Origin of the sequence: Arthrobacter sp. 754 (assembly GCF_040548695.1) — a bacterium.
GTDB lineage: Bacteria > Actinomycetota > Actinomycetes > Actinomycetales > Micrococcaceae > Arthrobacter.
In genome coordinates, this window is the sequence record NZ_JBEPSC010000007.1 from 41144 (window position 1) to 57441 (window position 16298).

The window sequence follows — 16298 nt, forward strand, 5'->3', positions numbered from 1 at the left end:
GGCAAGGGGCCGCCGCCTTGCCGGTCAGCGTCTTGGCTGTGGCAGAGTGGTAAGCATGGACAGGGCTCCTCAGAACGCACCGCACAACCTTCCGCACCCGGCACAGCTGTCCGGCACCCAGCTCTTCCTGCTGGCCCACCGGCTGTCCGACGTCGTCAACGGCGTCCGCATCCGGCTCGCCAAACGCTGGAACTTCGCGCCGCAAACCATCGCCTACCAGGGCTACGGTTCCACGGGCTGGGTCCGCGTGCTGGGGCGCGTGCTCCTGACGAAGAAGCCCACCCCCGGCAGCCAGGCCGAGCACGCGGCACGGAACGGCACACAGAACATCCGGGGCTGGCGTGCGTTCACCAGCGTCCCGCTGCAGTTCACCGAGGTGGAAATAACCATCGGCGACGTCGTCACCAGGGTCAAGGCGGACCGCGGCGGGCTCATCGACACGGTGGTGGAAGTGCAACTCTCCCCCGGCTGGCACACTGCCGTCCTGCGTGCCGACGGCACGGACCCCGTGGAGACGCTGATCCAGGTGATCGACGCCGAAGCAAAGTTCGGCATCGTGTCCGACATCGACGACACCGTCATGGTCACGGCCCTGCCGAGGCCCTTCCTGGCACTGTGGAACACCTTTGTGCTCAGCGAACGTGCCCGCATGGCTACCCCGGGCATGGCGGTCCTGCTGGACCGGCTGACCATCGAGCATCCGGAAGCGCCGGTCATTTACCTGTCCACCGGTCCCTGGAACGCCGCCCCCACGCTGGCCCGCTTTCTCAGCCGGAACATGTACCCCGCCGGCGCACTGCTGTTGACGGACTGGGGCCTGACACATGACCGCTGGTTCCGCAGCGGGCAGGAGCACAAGCACACCAACCTTGAGCGGCTCGCCAAGGAATTCCCGGACATGCGCTGGCTCCTGATCGGCGACAACGGCCAGCACGACGAGCAGATCTACTCCGGCTTCGCCCAGGAGTACGGGGACAAAGTTGCCGCGATCGCCATCCGGCAACTGTCCGTCAGTGAATCAGTCCTGGCAGGCGGCCACTCCGAGGACGGCGACCACACCACCTCCATGGTGCCGTGGATCTATTCAACGGACGGCGCCGGGATGGCCAAGCAGCTCAAGGCCCTGGACCTTCTCTAGCCGGATCCCCGCCACGCCGCAGCTGAACCGCTAAGCGGTGGCACCCAAGGCTGTCACGTCGTCGTCGGGCATGTCCGTTACCCCCGGTTCCGCCGTGACTGCCTGCGCGACGGCGGCCCCGGCCGCCGCGGCGAGGTTCCGCTCCTCGATGAGCTCCTGGAACCAGAAGTAGGACGCCTTGGGCGTCCGCTCGAGGGTCTCGAAGTCGACATGGAGCAGGCCGAACGGCTGCTTGAAGCCCGCAGACCACTCGAAATTGTCCATCAGCGACCACACGTAGTAGCCCCTGAGGTCCACCGACTCGGCCTCTCCGCCCGGAGCGGTCGCCTTCAGGGCCGCTTCGATGTGGTCCGAAAGGTATTTGAGCCGGCGTTCGTCCGGGATGAACGTGGTGTTGGTGGACTTGTCGCGGACGATGATGTCCTCAAAGCTCGCCCCGCCTTCCGTGATGATCACCGGGGGCAGGTTCGGATACCGCTCCGCCATTTCCTTCAGTGCCACGCTCATGTATTCCGGCTTGACGGGCCAGCCGTAGGAGGTGACGTCCGCTTCCGGCCAGGTCTCCACGTGGAAGGGGGTTCCGCCGCTGCCCACGGCGCTCAGGTCACTGCCCATGGCCTCCGCCATACTCGCCGGAACAGCACCCTCGCCCGGCCCGACGGCGACCTTGGTGGGCATGTAGTAGTTCAGGCCGTAGAAATCCAGGGGCTGGGAAATGATCTCCATGTCCTCCTCCGGGTGGTCGAAGGAGCTGAAGAACTTCGCGGCGCGGATGAGGTCCGGGTACTTCCCCGTCAGGACCGGGTCCGCATACAGCCGGTTCTGCGCAAGGTCCATCAGGCCGGCGCTGATCCGGTCCAGGGGGTTGATGGAGTTGGGAACCATCGGCGAGTAGACGTTGGTCATGCCGATCTCACCGGGCACGCCGGCGGCACGCAGGGCCTGAACGGCGAGGCCGTGGCCCAGCAGCTGGTGGTGGACAGTGGGCAGCGCGTTGATCAGGAGCGCCTCGCCGGGGGAATGCAGGCCGAGGGTGTAGCCGTTGGTGGTGACAGTGGCGGGTTCGTTGATGGTGCACCACCGTGCCACCCTGTCCCCGTACGCCTCGGCGGCGATGGCGGCGAACTCCCCCAGCCGGTAGGCGGTGTCCCGGTTCATCCAGCCGCCCAGGTCATCCAGGGCCTGGGGGGTATCCCAGTGATACAGCGTGAGCATGGGCGAAATCCCGTTGGCCAGGAGCTCGTCAAGGAGCCGGTCGTAGAAGTCCAGCCCTTTCCGGTTCACGGCGCCGCTGCCCGTGGGCTGGATCCGTGGCCAGGAAAGGGAGAAGCGGTAGGAGTCTACGCCCAGCTGCTTCATCAGGGCCACGTCGTCGGGCATCCGGTGGTAGTGATCGCAGGCGACCGCGGGGCTGTGGTCATCAACGATTGCCCCCGGCTTGGCCGCGAAAGCATCCCAGCCGGCGGGCCCGCGTCCGTCCTCATCAAGTGCGCCCTCGATCTGGAACGCCGCCGTGGCAACCCCCAGCGTGAAGTCGGCGGGGATGCGGGCGGCCAGGTCCTTGGCGGTAATGTGCATGAAGTCAGCCCTTAATGACGGAGGAACGTTTTCCCGCGGGTCCGTGACCCACGCTTTTGTCAGGTCCATATCCTCGCATAATTCCTTGCGGGGGAACCCATAATGGCGCAGGGGGACGAGGCTTACGGGGGTTGCCGGGCTGGGAATCCGAGGTAACGCGGAACCCGTCCTGCATAGGCGGGGTAGGCCTCGTGGAAGTGCTCGGCCAGGAGAGCCTCCTCGCGGAGGACTTCGGGGTGCCCCGCGAGCGACAGGACCGGCAGCGTCACCAGGGTCCAGGCCGAACCGGCCAAGGTTCCCGTGCCCAGGCGAATGAACCACCAGCCCACATACATGGGATGCCGGGTCATGGCGTACGGGCCGGTGGTGACCAGTTCTTCCGGCCGCTCCAGCGCGAAGCGGCCTGCCGTGTGGCGTCGCCTTTCGTGCAGCGCCCAAAAATTAAGGCCGACGCCGGCGAGCACCAGTAGCGCCCCCGCCCTGCGGTGCAAGGAACGCGAGCCGGGAAGGGGCGCGGGACGTAGCCGGTCGAGGAGAAAATCAACGGCCATTCCGATCACATGGCCGGCGGGCAGCGGGAGGTTTTCGTAGAGCTCCTGCAACCGCTTCACCGTTCGGGAGGGTGTGGCCATACCGGAACTGTAACCCCGGGAAATCACCGGTGTCACTGCGAGCCGAAGAGGAACTCCTTGGCGTGCGCTACGGCCTTGCGGTAGGCATCGTTGCGCAGCGTGACGAGGTGTTCCGGTTCGCCGTCGGCCGGCTCAAGGTAACCGGTGTAACCGGGACGGAGGACCCAGATGTCGCCGGCGGGCGGAAGATAGAACACCCCAAAGGACCGCTGCTGCCGCTCTTCCGCCGTCCAAACCGGGACAACTGCCAGGGCGGCACCGGTGTCGGGGTTGATCCACTGGGCGCGGGGAAGCGGCTCCTCGTGGGCCTCGGGGTCCAGGAAGGGCGCTGTGCCGGCGCCCCAGCGCTGTTCGAACCGTTCATGGAACGCGGGAATAAGGTGGGAATCGTAGCGGCGCCACTCGCTCATTGCTCGTCGGCCTCCTCGTGGTTAGGGCTGTTTTGGGTGTCCCGCCTCAGATCCACGGACCGCTCTCCCAGCGCACCGGCGTGATCCTGATGGTGGCTCCGGAAGGCGCTGCCCTGCCGGGGACCTTCCGGACCGGGATTTCAGTCGCGGCGTCACTCAGGCGTGCGCCGCCGGCGACGGTGCGGTCGTACGCGGCCCGCCGCACGGGGTCCCGGAGGACGGAAAAAGCCTGCATGATCCGGAGCAGTTCGGCATCCCGTATCTCGCGGTCCGCCGCGGTTCCGCCGTCGACATCCGGGTGGTGGGTGCGCATCAACGCGCGGTAGGCACGGGAAATTTCCTGCTGCGTGGCGGCGGGGTCCAACCGCAGGGCGGCGTAGTAGTCGGGCTGGCTGGTCATGGGCGGGAACGTTTCGGACTGTAACGGCTCGGGGCGCAGGCAGCAGCGGCTGCCTGCGCCCCGGCGTCCGGGACCTACGAACGGATCTCGTGCATGGATCCCTGCTTCGTTTCGATCTCGATCTTGCGCGGCTTGGCCTGCTCCGCGACCGGGATCCGGAGCGTCAGGACGCCCTGGTCGTAATTGGCCTTGATGTTGTCTGTATCCAGCGACTCGCCCAGAATCAACTGGCGGCTGAAGACACCACGCGGACGCTCGGAGGCCACCAGCTCGACATTGGGCTGCGTGGGGTCCTGGCGCTCCGCCCGGACGGTCAGCACGTTGCGTTCCACGTTCAGGTCCACGGTATCCAGCTTGACGCCCGGGAGATCGAACGCCACCACGAACTCTCCGTTTTCCTGCCAGGCGTCCATGGGCATGGCGGCCGGGCGGGCAGCGGTACCGAAGACCTGCTGGGTGAGCCGATCCAGCTCACGGAACGGGTCCGTACGCATCAACATCATCTTTCCACTCCTTCAGCTTTGTAGAAGTTGTATCCAGTATCCATACCCATCCCACTTATCTATGGTGGTGGATATAGATTTTTTATAGCACCCGTGAGAGACTGATGCAACATCGCAAGGAAGGAATTTCGAGTGGACATAGTTCGCGGGATTTCAGAACGGAAACCCCAGGCCCGGGCCGGCCGGCCGCTGTATGCCATCTCCGTGGCAGCCCAGCTCGCCGGAACGGGTCAGCAAAACATCCGGCTTTACGAGACCCGTGGCCTGCTCACCCCCGTCCGCACCTCCGGCGGCACGCGCCGGTACAGCGATAACGACATCGCCCTGCTGCTGCATATCGGGGAACTTCTCGAACAGGGCCTCAATCTGGCAGGCGTGGCCAGGGTCCTGGAACTTGAGGCAGCCAATGCCAAGCTCCATCGCGCCCTCAGGCGCGCGCAGTCCCTGCCGGAAGAGTAGCGCCTACAGGTTTCTGGCCGCGGTTGCCACTAGCCTCCCGGGGCGCCCCGTCCGCCCAGGCAGGCTGGCCCCAGCTGATGCGCTCGGTCACGCCGGGCCGCGCCAGGCACAACCTCCGGACATCGGCCTCGGTTGCCACTAGTCTCCCGGGGCCTCCGCTTTGGAGAGCTCGCCGGTGATCCGTTCGCCGCGAACCCGGGCGGTGCGCCACGTATCCAGCGCAATGACTGCACCGAGGATAAGCAACGACAGGGAGACGGAGGCGACCGCGTCACTCAGCCAGTGGTAGCCGAGGTAGAGCCGGCTCACGATGGCAAGGACAATGCCGACGCCCGCACCCACAAAGCCAAACACAGCGGACTTGGGATTCTCCCGGCGCGAGAAGACCAGGAACGTGGTCACCAGCAGGAAGTCACAGGCCCCCAGCACGTGGCCGGAAGGAAAAGAGAATGTGTAGTCGGCCCCGAAGAGCATCAGTTCCACGGGCGGCCGTGAGCGCCGGACAATCTGGAGGATGATCTGCGAAATCAGTACGCCGCTGAGCATTGCCGCGGCGAGGACCAGGGGGCGCCACGCATGCTTGGCCGCGAACCCCCAGACAACCGTCACCACCAGCACGATGATGGGCAGCGCAATGGGACCAAAAATGACGGCGAGGAAGATCATGACAACGGTCAGGGACTCGGACCTGAGCGAAAGCAGCCAGTTGCGCGCGGATTCGTCGGCCGCGGAAGGTCCGGTGTTGCTTTGCAGGACCAGAAGCAGCGTGATGATGAACGCGGCAGCACCCACGGCCATGAGGATCACCGCTGTCCGGTACAGGGCTTTCCTTGCAGCCGGTTCCACGTAGCGTTCCTCCACAACGAACTTGTCGTGGAAGGTACGCCAGAGGCCACCCTTCTTTTCGGAATTGCCTGACTTTCCTGGTTCCGCCCGCTCTGTCACTGTTATTTCCGCTCCGTGCGCCGTAAAGGATTTGCTTAGGGTGAAGATTATCCCTTGTGCGGGGCATTGGGCTCCACCCGTGCCCGGTAGCCTGACTCCATGGGCGTGATGAATGAGCTGATCAACCGGGAAAACGTGGACGCGTTGGCGCAAATCCTCGGCGAAGCCGCCCCGGGGTCAAGCTGGCCCCACGTGGTTGCCTGCGCCTCGGAACTGGACCAGCTGAGCCTGCGGGCCCGCACTGATGTGGTGAGCGGCGCAGTCCTGGCGGACGCCCGGCTGCTCCCGGACCCGGGCTACCCGACGGCGGCACGCACCTTCCGGCGCGCACTCACTGCTGCCGGATTCACCGGCTGGATCCTGTGGCCGGTGTCGGAGGCCGCGGTGACGCTTGCGCTGGAGGCCGGATCCGGCGCTGATGCCCGCAGCGACTTTGATGACTGCCTGGCCCTGTTGGCGGAACTGACGCCCAGGCTGACCGGAGAATTCGCCATCCGCCGGCTCCTCGCCGCGGACCTGGAGCGTTCCCTGCAGGTCATCCAGGGCTGGACCGCGCACCCGGACGAGCATGTCCGCAGGCTCGCAAGTGAGGGAACCCGGCCCTACCTACCCTGGGCGGTGCGGGTCCCCGGGATCGTCCTGGCTCCGGAATCGACCGTTCCCCTGCTGGATGCCCTCTACCGTGATCCGTCCGACTACGTGCGGCGCTCAGTCGCGAACCACCTCAATGACGTGGCCAGGCATGCCCCCGCCCTGGTGGTGGCAACGGCGCAGCGCTGGCTGTCGGCACCGGACAGCAACACCGCCTCGGTGGTCAGGCACGGCCTGCGGACCCTGATCAAGAACGCGGACCCGGGGGCGCTTGCGCTGCTGGGGTTCGTCCCGGCGTCGCTCGCTGTGACCGGACCGCGGCTGGACCGGGACTCACTTGCCCTGCCCGGAGAACTGGCCTTCGACTTCGAGATCTCCAACACCGGCCCCGGGGCCGCCCGGCTGGCGGTGGACTATGTGGTGCATTACGTCAAGGCGAACGGCACGAGATCGGCCAAGGTGTTCAAGATCGGGGCGCTGACCCTCGCCGCGGGTGAGACACGTTCGGTGACCAAACGCCATGCTTTCCGGCAGATGACCACCCGGGTGCACCACGCGGGAGTCCATGCGCTGGAGCTGCAGATCAACGGAATCCGGCACGGCCATACAGAGTTCCGGGTTCAGGTCTGAACCGGCCCTGCGGTCCGGCCGCGCGTTCCCGGGCCGGCGCAGCTAGCGTTGCGTGGTTCCGCTGGCCGCCGTGCCCAGCATTGCCAGTTCGTCCCGGCTGGGAAGGCCCTCCCAGTCGCCGGCGGTACTGACTGCAAAGGCCCCCATGGTGGAGCCTCGCTGCAGCCGGCCGGCAACGTCCTCGCCGTCGAGCAGGGCAGAGAGGTAGCCGGCCGTAAATGCGTCCCCGGCACCCACGGTATCGATGCTTGTCACGGTGAGCGCCGGCGCCTCGAACCGGCCGGACGCTGTGTGGACGCCGGCGCCGGCAGCGCCCCGCTTCACCACGACTTCGCCGATGCCCTGCTCCAGCAAAGAAGCGGCGAGCGCTGTTTCGGCGTCGTCGGAGTGGCCCCCGCTCAAGGTGCCGGACGCAGCAAGGTCCAGTTCGTCGTCGGACGCTATCAGGATGTCCGCGTGCCGCACGAGCGGGGCCAGCACGGCCCGGGCTTCCTCGCGGGACCAGAGCCGGCTGCGGTAGTTGACGTCGAGCGAGACCACAATGCCCTCGGCAGCGGCGCGGCCGGCGGCGTATTCCACGGCCTGCCGGGCTTCCGGGCTGAGGGCTGCGGTGATGCCGGTCAGATGCAGCACGCGCGGGCAGGCCGATAACGCACGGTCCAGGTCCTCCCGGTTGAGGGTGGAGCCGGCGGAACCGGCACGGTAGTAGAACGCCCGGGTGAGGTCTGCCGTCCTTTGCTCGAGGAACATGACGCCGGTGCTGCGGGCGCCGTCCACCCTGCACTGCGTGCCGATCCCCTCGGAGCGCAGCTGCCGCAGGATGTATTCGCCGTGCGGATCGGCGCCCACAACTCCTGCCCAGGCAACACTGTGGCCCAGCCGGGAAACGCCTACGGCTACGTTCGACTCGGCGCCTGCGACGTGCATGTTCAGGCTGCCGCCGGCGGACAGGGGGCCGGTGGACCGCAGCGAAACCATGGATTCACCGAAGGTCAGGAGATCGACGGCTGCGCTCACCGTACGCCCGTTGCGGTGCTCCGGCGGGCGAAAGAGTCTGCCAGGTCCACAAAGGCCCTCGCCCGCCCACGCATCGGCGCGAGGTCACCGCCGGAGCCGGCGTCACCGAACAACGGACCGCCAAGTCCGACGGCGATTGCGCCGGCTTCCCAGTATCCGGCGGCTTCGGCGAGGCCCACCCCGCCCACGGCGATGAAGGGGATCCCGGGGAAGGGATCGCGCAGTGCTTTAAGATAACCCGGGCCGCCGATGGAGGCGGGGAAAAGCTTGACCGCCGTGGCCCCGCGGTTCATCGCCTCGAGGGCTTCGCTGGGCGTCAGGGCACCGGCCAGGACGGGGATTCCCCGCCGGGCAGACTCCTGGATGGACTCGGCCAGGGACGGCGTGACCACGAACTGGCCGCCCGCCTCTGCGACGTCGTCCACGTCCTGCACGCTCAGCACGGTTCCTGCGCCGACGAAGCAGCCTGCGGGCGCCGCAGCGCGGACCTCGCGGATCGCCTCAAGCGCCCCCGGTGTGGTCAGGGCGATCTCGACGAAACGGAACCCCTCCTCCATCGCGGCCAGGGCAGCCCGCGCCGCGGCCGCCCCGTCGGTGCCGCGCACGATTCCCACGAGCCGGGTGTCCTTGACGCCGACCAGCAGGGCACCGGACGTCAGGTTGCTGCTCGGTCCGTCAGTCATTTCACTCACCATTCTGCAAAGGCTCCGTCGGCATGGCGCCAGACCGGCCCGCGCCAGGCGTGGCCGCGCTTGTCCGCGGCGCGGACCACTGCCTCGTCGATTTCGATGCCGAGGCCGGGTCCGGTCAGCCGTTCAATGTGGCCGTTCACGAACTTCAGCGGCGTCTTGTCCACCACGTAGTCCAGAACTTCGGCGCCCTGGTTGTAGTGGATCCCGATGCTCTGTTCCTGGATCAGGAAGTTGGGCGTCGCGAAACCCACCTGCAGGCAGGCGGCCAGCGCGAGCGGCCCAAGCGGGCAGTGCGGGGCGAGCTGGACGTCGTAGATTTCCGCGAGCGAGGCGATCTTGCGGACCTCGGTGATGCCGCCGGCGTGGGAGAGGTCCGGTTGGGCCACGGCGATGCCGGCCTGCAGTGCGGGCAGGAATTCCTGCCGGTTGTAGAGCCGCTCACCGGTGGAAACCGGCGTGGTGGTGGAGGAGGTGAATTCGCGCAGCAGGTGCGTGTTTTCCGGAACCACCGGCTCTTCGAGGAAGAAGGGCCGGTACGGTTCCAGCAGCGGCGCCACCCGGCGGGCGTTGGCCAGGCTGAAGCGGCCATGGAAGTCCACCGCGACGTCCCGGTTCTCCCCCAGCACCTCGCGGGCCGCGGCAACACGGCGGACAACGCCGTCGATCTCCGCCACCGAGGCGACCGGGCTCATCCGGCCGCTGGCGTTCATCTTGACGGCAGTGAGGCCCACTTCCAGCTGGGCGCTGATCTGGTCCGCGATTTCGTTGGGTTCGTCCCCGCCCACCCAGCCGTACATCCGGATCCTGTCCCGGACGTGGCCGCCCAGGAGCTGGTGCACGGGGGTGTTGAAGTGCTTGCCCGCGATGTCCCAGAGAGCCTGGTCCAGGCCGGAGACCGCGCTGGCCAGGATGGGCCCGCCCCGGTAGAAGGAGCCTTTGGTCATGACCTGCCAGTGGTCTTCGATCCGGAGGGCGTCGTTGCCGATCAGAAGCTCGGAGAGCTGTTCGACGGCGGTGCGCACTGTCTCGCTGCGCCCCTCGCAGGTTGCCTCGCCCCAGCCGACAATCCCGCTCTCGGTCTCGATCCGGACAAACAGCCACCGCGGCGCGACGAGGAAGGTTTCGATTCTGCTGATAAGTGTCATGCCGGCCTAGCCCTTGGTGGCGCCGGCGGTCATGCCGGACACGATGTATTTCTGCGTGAAGAGCGCAATGATCATGATGGGGATGGTCACCACGGTGGCGGCCGCCATGAGTCCGCCCCAGTCGATGCTGGCGTAGGAGACGAAGTCGAAGATGGCCACGGGCAGGGTCTTGGTCTTGGACCCGGACAGCACCAGCGCGAACATGAAGTTGTTCCACGAGAAGATAAAGGACAGGATGCCTGCCGTGGCCATACCGGCCACCGAAAGCGGCAGCGTGATGCGCTGGAACGCGCCGATGGGCGTGAGCCCGTCCACCTGCGCGGATTCCTCAAGTTCCAGCGGGAGCGAGTCGAAGTAGCTCATCATGATGTACACGATCAGGGGCAGCGCGACGAACATGTGGCTGAGGATCAGCACTTCGAACCCGCCCACCATTTTCAGGTTGGAGAACACGTAGTACCAGGGCACCAGCAGGGAAACGCCGGGGATGACGCGGGCCATCAGGACCACCAGGGCTGAACGGTGCATGGTGAACCGGCTCATGGCATACGCGGCAGGGACGCCCAGCACCAGCGAGAGGGCGGTGGAGACGAATGCCACCCAGAAGCTGTTGAAAATGAAGACGAAGTAGTTGTTGCGCTGGAGGACGTTCGCGTAGTTCTCACCCGTGGGGGTGAAGATGATCGATTTGGCGGTGTCGTAGATATCCACGTTGGTCTTGAAGGAGGCCATCAGCATCCACGCCAGCGGCGCAAGGAGAAACAGCACCACGGCGATCAGTGCGGCGACGCGGAAGACTTTGTAGGCGCGCGTGCCCAGGGGCTTCCGACGGCGGCGGACCGGCTGCGGCTGCCCGGCGGACGCCTGGTTTGCGGTGTTTTCGTTCAGTACGGTCATTTGTTTACCGCTTTCTTGCGCATGGTCAGCAGCCACATGGTGCCGATGATGATCATGAAGAAGAGGATCAGCACCGCGGAGGACAGCCCGTACTGGTTGTAGTCGAAGCTCAGCCCGTAGGCGTAGACGTTGAGCGTTTCCACTTCGTGGAACGATCCGCCGCCCTTGCCCTTGGTGGCGTAAAGGATGTCGAAGGTCTTCAGCGCATCGATGCCGCGCAGCAGGATGGCCACGATCACGGTGGGCATCATGAGGGGCAGGGTGATGTAGAAGAAGCGCTGGAACGCGTTGGCGCCGTCCATGCGGGCGGCCTCATCGGGCTCCTCGGAAAGGGACGTCAGGCCTGCGAGCAGGATGAGGACCACCATGGGGGTCCACTGCCAGACGTCCATGAAGATGGTGGTGCCCAGCGCCGTGTCCTGGCCGGAAAGCCAGGGCTGCGGCGGGATGCCAACCATGCCGAGCAGCTGGTTCACGAACCCGATGTTGGGATCGAAGATCAGCCTCCACATCATGCCGACGGCAACGGGGGTGGCGACGAGCGGGAGCAGGATGGCCACGCGGACCCACTTTTCGCCGCGGAAGGGGCGCCAGAGCAGCAGTGCGATGCCCATGCCAAGCACCACTTCGCAGACCAGGGCAATGCCGGTGAAGGTCATGGTGCGGCCCACTGCAGGCCAGAAGCGTTCGACGTCGGAGAGTACCGTGATGTAGTTTTCCAGGCCGATGAACTCGGTGGCTGCCCGGACGGAGCCCTGCGAATCAGTGAGGCTCAGGTAGAGGGTCCAGGCCAGCGGGAAAATGATCAGGACGCCGACAAAGATCATCGCCGGGGCCGCGAAAAGCCACTTCCGGTGCGTGTTGGCCCAGTCGGAGAATTTGTCGCGGGCACCGGGAGCACGCCCTGCGTTCCGGGCTGAGCTGCGGGGAGGAGTCATTACAGACATGGTTCACCTAAAGAGTTGGGGGGTGAAGAGTAGCCGGGGCGGGGGGGGGGGGGGGGGCCCCGCCCCCCCCCCCGCCGGGGGGGGGGGGGGGGGGGGGGGGGGGGGGGGGGGGCGGCGCGCGCCCCCCCCCCCCCCCCCCCGGGGCTGTGTGGTGCACCGGGTCCTCGCTCGCCGGCTCGGGGTGCACCGCAGGTATTACTTCTTTTCGCTGTCCAGGAACTTCTGGAAGGCCTCGTGGGCCGAGTCGGCGGCTGCGGACGCGTCTGCGCCGGTGATGCTGGCAACGATCGGCTCGCCAACGATTTCGCGGGCCTTGCCTACGGTGATTACCTGGGGACGGTCGTGGCCAATGCCGTTCTTGGCGCTGGTGGCGATGGCCTCGGCCAGGTCCTTCGGGTAGGTGGACGTGCCTTCGGAGTCGGCCCAGACGGAGGCGCGGGGTCCGGGGACGCCGGCCTTCTGTGCAGCCAGGGTGCGTTCCTTGCTCGTGGCCCACTGGATGAACTTCCAGGCGTTGTCCTTGTTGCCTGAGGCCTCGTTCACGGCCAGGCCCCATGACGGGATGTTGTACGGCTTGGAGCCGGCGGGGCCGGCCGGCAGGGCAGCGAACCCGACCTTGTCGGCAACCTTGGACTTGGCCGGGTCGGTGGCGTTCTTGTAGAGCGAATCGGCCTCGGTGTAGAAGGCAGACTTGCCCTGGGTGAAGATTGCCATTGCCTCGGGCCAGCTCATGTCCGTGCTGACGTTGGCGGGGCCGTAGTTCTTGATCAGGCCGCCGTAGAAGGCGTAGGCCTTCTTGGCAGCATCCGAGTTGACGGTGGACTTGCCGCTGGAGTCGGTGAAGTCTCCGCCGAAGCTGTACAGGAAGCTGGAGAACTGGGTGACGGCCGCGGACTTGCCGGTGCGGGCCACGAAGCCTGCAGTGTCCGGGTTGGATGCCTTGATGGCCTTTGCGGCAGCTTCAAGCTCTTCCATCGTCTTGGGGACGGCGATGCCGGCGGCCTGCAGCAGGTCCTTGCGGTAGTAGAGGACTTCGCGCTCGGTGATGATGGGGACGCCAATAACCTTGCCGTCAACAGTGGTGGCCTTGACCGGACCCTCCTGGTAGTCCTTCCAGTCCCAGCCGGAATCGGAAGAGACCTTGCTGGTCAGGTCCGCGAGGTAGCCGTTCTTCGCGAACGCCTTGCCCTCCTGGAGCGGCCGGTACATCATGACGTCGATCTCATCGCTGCCTGCGTTGAGCTTGACGTTGTACTGGTCCGAGAGCTGGTCTTCGCCGAGCTGGGTCAGCTCCACCTTGAGCCCGGAGCTCTTCTCGAATTCCGGAATGGCGGTCTTGATGCCTTCGGTCCAGACGTGGTTGGCCAGGGTGACCCGGACGGTGCCCGATTCCTTGGCGTCGCTGCTGCCGCTGCCGCCGCTGCAGGCGGTCAAGCCCAGCGAAAGTGCTGCGGCGACTGCCGCGTACTTAACTATTGAACGTCGCTTCACGACCGCTCCCTTGCTTCCGGGCTGACGTCACTGTCCAGCCACCTACAAATGCATCTTTACATCTGCTCTGGGGAAGAGCATAGAGAAATAAGGCAGACTTAAACAACCCCTTTGGCAAAGCAGTATGATTTATCCATGACGAACCCCATGGCGGTGTCCCCTACTGACCGGCATGCTGCGTTGGTGCAGAGTCTGGGGCTCGCCATTGCCAACGGGGTTCTCGCACCGAATTCCCTGGTGCGCCTGGACGAGCTGGAAACGCAGCACAAGGTATCACGCTCCGTGGTCCGGGAAGCTGCCCGGGTTCTTGCCTCCAAGGGCATGCTGGCATCCCGCCGGCGGTTCGGCACGGTGGTACAGCCCGAAGAAGCCTGGAACCTCTACGATCCCCAGGTGATCCGGTGGCGGCTGGCTTCGTCCCGGCGCCTGGAACAGCTGCAGTCCCTCAATGAACTCCGCGGTGCGATTGAGCCGCAGGCAGCCCGGCTTGCAGCCGAGCGTGCATCGTGGGACGCCGGCAGCGACCTTGTCTCGCACGCGGCCCGGCTGTGGGCCGCAGGCCAGCGCGGCGACCGGGAAGAATTCCTGCGCTTGGACGTGGAGTTCCACGCCGCAGTACTCAAGGCCTCCGGCAACGCCATGTTCGCCCAGCTGCAGAATCTCGTGGCCGAGGTCCTGACCGGGCGCACGCAGCACGGCCTGATGCCCAACCTGCCCCATCACGAAGCGCTGCAGCTGCACGTGGATGTGGCCAGCGCCATCCAGCGCGGCGAGGCCGCCGCCGCACATGCGGCGATGAGCAGGATTGTGGAACAGTCCTCTGAGGAGATGAGCCACATCTGGTCCGAGCATCACCAGAGCGGCGCGGACACACCCGAGCGCCAATCAGGAAAGTCCGACGGCGCCCCCCAACTGCCGCCGTCGGACGCCCTGCCCGCCCCCTCGGAACTGACCGGCTAGAACGAACCGGTGGTGAACTGCCAGGACGTGGTGGCCAGCTGATTGCCGGCAAGGTCGCGGATTGCCGAAGGGCCGCCGGTGACCGTGACCGTGTACTTGGTCTTGGCCGCCAGGGCCTGCTGCGGGTCCAGGATCCACTGGTTGGTGGTGCCGTTGCGGAAGACGGCGGCGGCGACCACTGCGCCGGTGACAGAGTTTTTCACCGTGAACGTGGCCGTTCCGGCGCCCTGGACTGCCTCGCTGAAGGTGACGGAAATGTTGTTGCTCCGCCGTACCAGGAGGGCGTTGCTGCCGGGAGTGAAAGCGGTGACCGTGGGCGGCGGACCGGTGAGGAAGGTCCAGCTGGTGCTGGCCAGCGGTGTTCCTGCCGCATCCCGGATTGCCGTGGCACCGCCGGTCAGCGTGGCTGTCAGGGTGGCGTCAGCGGGCAGGGCGGAGGCGGGATCGAGGGTTGCCGTCCTCGTCGCAGCGTCATAGCCCACGGCCGCCGGGATCAGCGCGCCGGCGGCGTTCCGGAGCACGAAGGTTCCGGCGCCGACACCCTGGACCGCCGTGCTGAAGGTGGCGGTGACGTTGCTCCCAGCGGGCACCGCCGTCGAGTTCGCACCGGGTGTCCGGGAAGTCACCGTGGGCGCGGGTGCGGCAGGCGGAGCCGGTGCCGTGCCCGCCGCATACAGCAGCCGGTTGGGCGTGCCGGTCCCGGCACCGCTGATGACGCCGGCGGTGGCGTTCGAGGTAAGCGCCGAGGCTACCTGGGCGGGCGTCAGGGACGGGTTTTGGGAGAGCAGGACTGCCGCTGCGCCCGCTGCGTGCGGCGTCGCCATGGACGTGCCGGACATGGAAGCGGTTGCTGTTGTTGACGTGTAGGAAGCGGACGTGATGCCGACGCCGGGTGCGTAGAGGTCCACGCAGGAGCCGAAGTTGGAGAAGGACGCCTGGCGGTCGGCGGAGTCGCTGGCAGCAACCGTGACGGCGGCCGGGAGCCGCGCGGGTGAGCCGGCGCACGCATCCACGGCGGAGTTGCCGGCCGCCACCGCGGCGGCGACGCCGTCGTTGATGACCCCCTGCAAGGCGGTATCCACCGCCGAACTCGCAGCTCCACCCAGGCTCAGGTTGACCACCGCCGGGGTTCCGGCAGCATGGTTGGCGGCGATCCAGTCCAGGCCGGCCACGACGTCGGAGTTGTAGCCGGAACCGTTGCAGTCGAGGACACGGACCGGAACGATCGTCGCGCTCTTGGCAACGCCATAGGTTGATCCGGCGACCGTCCCCGCAACGTGGGTGCCGTGGCCGTTGCAGTCCCCGGAACCGCGTCCGTCGGCCACAGCGCTCCAGCCGGCAGTAACCCGTCCGGCGAACTCCGAGTGGGAGGCCAGGACGCCGGTGTCCACCACATAGGCGCTGACCCCGGCTCCCGCCGCCGTCCACGAATAGGAACCCGAAAGAGGCAGGGCCCGCTGGTCCACCCGGTCCAGTCCCCACGGTGCCGGCTGCTGCGTCTCGGTGATCCCCACCGGGGCATCCACCTCCACCGACGCGACGCCGGCCGTGCGGGCGAGCGCCGCGGCCTGGGCGGGCGTGGCCGTGACCAGGGCGCCGCGCAGGGCGTGGGAATAGGAACGGCCGACGGCGATGCCTTGGGCCTTCAACCGCGTCACCTCGGCAGGGACGTCCGCTGCCGCGGCGTACTGGACGATGTAACGGTTCCTTGCACCGTCGTCGTTCCCGGCTCCGCCAACGGCCTCCGCCGGGAGGGCGGCTGAGGCCAGAACGGCGACGGCAAGCAGGGTTGCGTTGGCGGCGGGCAGCACAAAACGTCGGGTGCGCATGGGGGGTCCTAAGCGTGGCTTGTGGCGGCTGGTA

The 16298-nt window shown here is 66.7% G+C and carries 17 protein-coding genes; 4 read left to right on the forward strand and 13 right to left on the reverse strand.

What is annotated here, in order from left to right:
• Window positions 1–55 precede the first annotated feature (55 nt).
• The gene (locus tag ABIA70_RS18680) at window positions 56–1138 is read left to right on the forward strand and encodes an App1 family protein phosphatidate phosphatase (protein ID WP_354149077.1); all 1083 of its coding nucleotides are present in this window, start codon (window positions 56–58) and stop codon (window positions 1136–1138) included.
• A 30-nt stretch (window positions 1139–1168) separates the two neighbouring features.
• On the opposite strand, the gene ABIA70_RS18685 is transcribed toward ABIA70_RS18680, so the two are convergent.
• The 5 genes from ABIA70_RS18685 to ABIA70_RS18705 all read right to left on the reverse strand — a co-directional run bounded on the left by ABIA70_RS18685 (window position 1169) and on the right by ABIA70_RS18705 (window position 4658).
• A complete protein-coding gene (locus tag ABIA70_RS18685) occupies window positions 1169–2716 on the reverse strand; it encodes a glycoside hydrolase family 1 protein (RefSeq protein ID WP_354149078.1) in 1548 nt (515 codons plus the stop codon).
• 122 nt (window positions 2717–2838) lie between these two features.
• A complete protein-coding gene (locus ABIA70_RS18690) occupies window positions 2839–3348 on the reverse strand; it encodes a methyltransferase family protein (protein WP_354149079.1) in 510 nt (169 codons plus the stop codon).
• A gap of 32 nt (window positions 3349–3380) precedes the next feature.
• Window positions 3381–3758 carry a hypothetical protein gene (locus ABIA70_RS18695; RefSeq protein ID WP_354149080.1) on the reverse strand — a complete coding sequence of 126 codons (378 nt, stop codon included), beginning with the start codon at window positions 3756–3758 and terminating at the stop codon, window positions 3381–3383.
• 46 nt (window positions 3759–3804) lie between these two features.
• Window positions 3805–4158 (reverse strand): J domain-containing protein, encoded by a 354-nt coding sequence (locus ABIA70_RS18700; RefSeq protein WP_354149081.1) that lies wholly within the window; start codon window positions 4156–4158, stop codon window positions 3805–3807.
• A gap of 74 nt (window positions 4159–4232) precedes the next feature.
• Entirely contained in the window at window positions 4233–4658 is a 426-nt protein-coding gene (locus tag ABIA70_RS18705) for an Hsp20/alpha crystallin family protein (protein ID WP_354149271.1), read from the reverse strand.
• 141 nt (window positions 4659–4799) lie between these two features.
• On the opposite strand from ABIA70_RS18705, the gene ABIA70_RS18710 reads away from it, so the two are divergent.
• Window positions 4800–5120: a MerR family transcriptional regulator gene (locus ABIA70_RS18710; RefSeq protein ID WP_354149272.1), complete on the forward strand. Its 321-nt coding sequence runs from the start codon at window positions 4800–4802 to the stop codon at window positions 5118–5120.
• Window positions 5121–5258: 138 nt separating this feature from the next.
• Here the strand turns inward: ABIA70_RS18710 and ABIA70_RS18715 are convergent, their stop codons facing one another.
• Window positions 5259–6065 carry a phosphatase PAP2 family protein gene (locus ABIA70_RS18715; protein WP_354149082.1) on the reverse strand — a complete coding sequence of 269 codons (807 nt, stop codon included), beginning with the start codon at window positions 6063–6065 and terminating at the stop codon, window positions 5259–5261.
• Between the two features lie 99 nt (window positions 6066–6164).
• Between ABIA70_RS18715 and ABIA70_RS18720 the strand changes: the two genes are divergently transcribed.
• Window positions 6165–7286, forward strand: coding sequence for a DNA alkylation repair protein (locus ABIA70_RS18720; protein ID WP_354149083.1), 1122 nt, complete (start codon window positions 6165–6167; stop codon window positions 7284–7286).
• Between the two features lie 42 nt (window positions 7287–7328).
• Here ABIA70_RS18720 and ABIA70_RS18725 read toward each other — a convergent pair whose 3' ends face one another.
• The 6 genes from ABIA70_RS18725 to ABIA70_RS18750 all read right to left on the reverse strand — a co-directional run bounded on the left by ABIA70_RS18725 (window position 7329) and on the right by ABIA70_RS18750 (window position 13475).
• Window positions 7329–8303 (reverse strand): sugar kinase, encoded by a 975-nt coding sequence (locus ABIA70_RS18725; RefSeq protein ID WP_354149084.1) that lies wholly within the window; start codon window positions 8301–8303, stop codon window positions 7329–7331.
• Complete coding sequence (locus tag ABIA70_RS18730; protein WP_354149085.1) at window positions 8300–8986, reverse strand: bifunctional 4-hydroxy-2-oxoglutarate aldolase/2-dehydro-3-deoxy-phosphogluconate aldolase; 687 nt, start codon at window positions 8984–8986, stop codon at window positions 8300–8302. Before ABIA70_RS18730 ends, ABIA70_RS18725 begins: the two co-directional genes overlap by 4 nt.
• A gap of 5 nt (window positions 8987–8991) precedes the next feature.
• Entirely contained in the window at window positions 8992–10140 is a 1149-nt protein-coding gene (gene dgoD, locus ABIA70_RS18735; RefSeq protein ID WP_354149086.1) for a galactonate dehydratase, read from the reverse strand.
• Between the two features lie 6 nt (window positions 10141–10146).
• The gene (locus ABIA70_RS18740) at window positions 10147–11037 is read right to left on the reverse strand and encodes a carbohydrate ABC transporter permease (RefSeq protein ID WP_354149087.1); all 891 of its coding nucleotides are present in this window, start codon (window positions 11035–11037) and stop codon (window positions 10147–10149) included.
• Window positions 11034–11975 (reverse strand): carbohydrate ABC transporter permease, encoded by a 942-nt coding sequence (locus ABIA70_RS18745; protein WP_354149088.1) that lies wholly within the window; start codon window positions 11973–11975, stop codon window positions 11034–11036. Before ABIA70_RS18745 ends, ABIA70_RS18740 begins: the two co-directional genes overlap by 4 nt.
• A 204-nt stretch (window positions 11976–12179) precedes the next feature.
• Window positions 12180–13475 carry an ABC transporter substrate-binding protein gene (locus ABIA70_RS18750; protein WP_354149089.1) on the reverse strand — a complete coding sequence of 432 codons (1296 nt, stop codon included), beginning with the start codon at window positions 13473–13475 and terminating at the stop codon, window positions 12180–12182.
• A gap of 135 nt (window positions 13476–13610) precedes the next feature.
• Here ABIA70_RS18750 and ABIA70_RS18755 point away from each other — a divergent pair, with 135 nt between their 5' ends.
• Window positions 13611–14435, forward strand: coding sequence for a FadR/GntR family transcriptional regulator (locus tag ABIA70_RS18755; RefSeq protein ID WP_354149090.1), 825 nt, complete (start codon window positions 13611–13613; stop codon window positions 14433–14435).
• Here ABIA70_RS18755 and ABIA70_RS18760 read toward each other — a convergent pair.
• Window positions 14432–16264, reverse strand: coding sequence for a S8 family serine peptidase (locus ABIA70_RS18760; protein ID WP_354149091.1), 1833 nt, complete (start codon window positions 16262–16264; stop codon window positions 14432–14434). The genes ABIA70_RS18755 and ABIA70_RS18760 overlap by 4 nt on opposite strands.
• Window positions 16265–16298: the final 34 nt, after the last annotated feature.

Coding starts and splice junctions, on each gene's coding strand:
- ABIA70_RS18720 (WP_354149083.1), top strand. CDS start 6,165: ATGGGCGTGATGAATGAGCTGATCAACCGGGAAAACGTGGACGCGTTG.
- ABIA70_RS18695 (WP_354149080.1), bottom strand. CDS start 3,758: ATGAGCGAGTGGCGCCGCTACGATTCCCACCTTATTCCCGCGTTCCAT.
- ABIA70_RS18730 (WP_354149085.1), bottom strand. CDS start 8,986: ATGACTGACGGACCGAGCAGCAACCTGACGTCCGGTGCCCTGCTGGTC.
- ABIA70_RS18690 (WP_354149079.1), bottom strand. CDS start 3,348: ATGGCCACACCCTCCCGAACGGTGAAGCGGTTGCAGGAGCTCTACGAA.
- ABIA70_RS18685 (WP_354149078.1), bottom strand. CDS start 2,716: ATGCACATTACCGCCAAGGACCTGGCCGCCCGCATCCCCGCCGACTTC.
- ABIA70_RS18700 (WP_354149081.1), bottom strand. CDS start 4,158: ATGACCAGCCAGCCCGACTACTACGCCGCCCTGCGGTTGGACCCCGCC.
- ABIA70_RS18680 (WP_354149077.1), top strand. CDS start 56: ATGGACAGGGCTCCTCAGAACGCACCGCACAACCTTCCGCACCCGGCA.
- ABIA70_RS18740 (WP_354149087.1), bottom strand. CDS start 11,037: ATGACCGTACTGAACGAAAACACCGCAAACCAGGCGTCCGCCGGGCAG.
- ABIA70_RS18705 (WP_354149271.1), bottom strand. CDS start 4,658: ATGTTGATGCGTACGGACCCGTTCCGTGAGCTGGATCGGCTCACCCAG.
- ABIA70_RS18755 (WP_354149090.1), top strand. CDS start 13,611: ATGACGAACCCCATGGCGGTGTCCCCTACTGACCGGCATGCTGCGTTG.
- ABIA70_RS18760 (WP_354149091.1), bottom strand. CDS start 16,264: ATGCGCACCCGACGTTTTGTGCTGCCCGCCGCCAACGCAACCCTGCTT.
- ABIA70_RS18745 (WP_354149088.1), bottom strand. CDS start 11,975: ATGACTCCTCCCCGCAGCTCAGCCCGGAACGCAGGGCGTGCTCCCGGT.
- dgoD (WP_354149086.1), bottom strand. CDS start 10,140: ATGACACTTATCAGCAGAATCGAAACCTTCCTCGTCGCGCCGCGGTGG.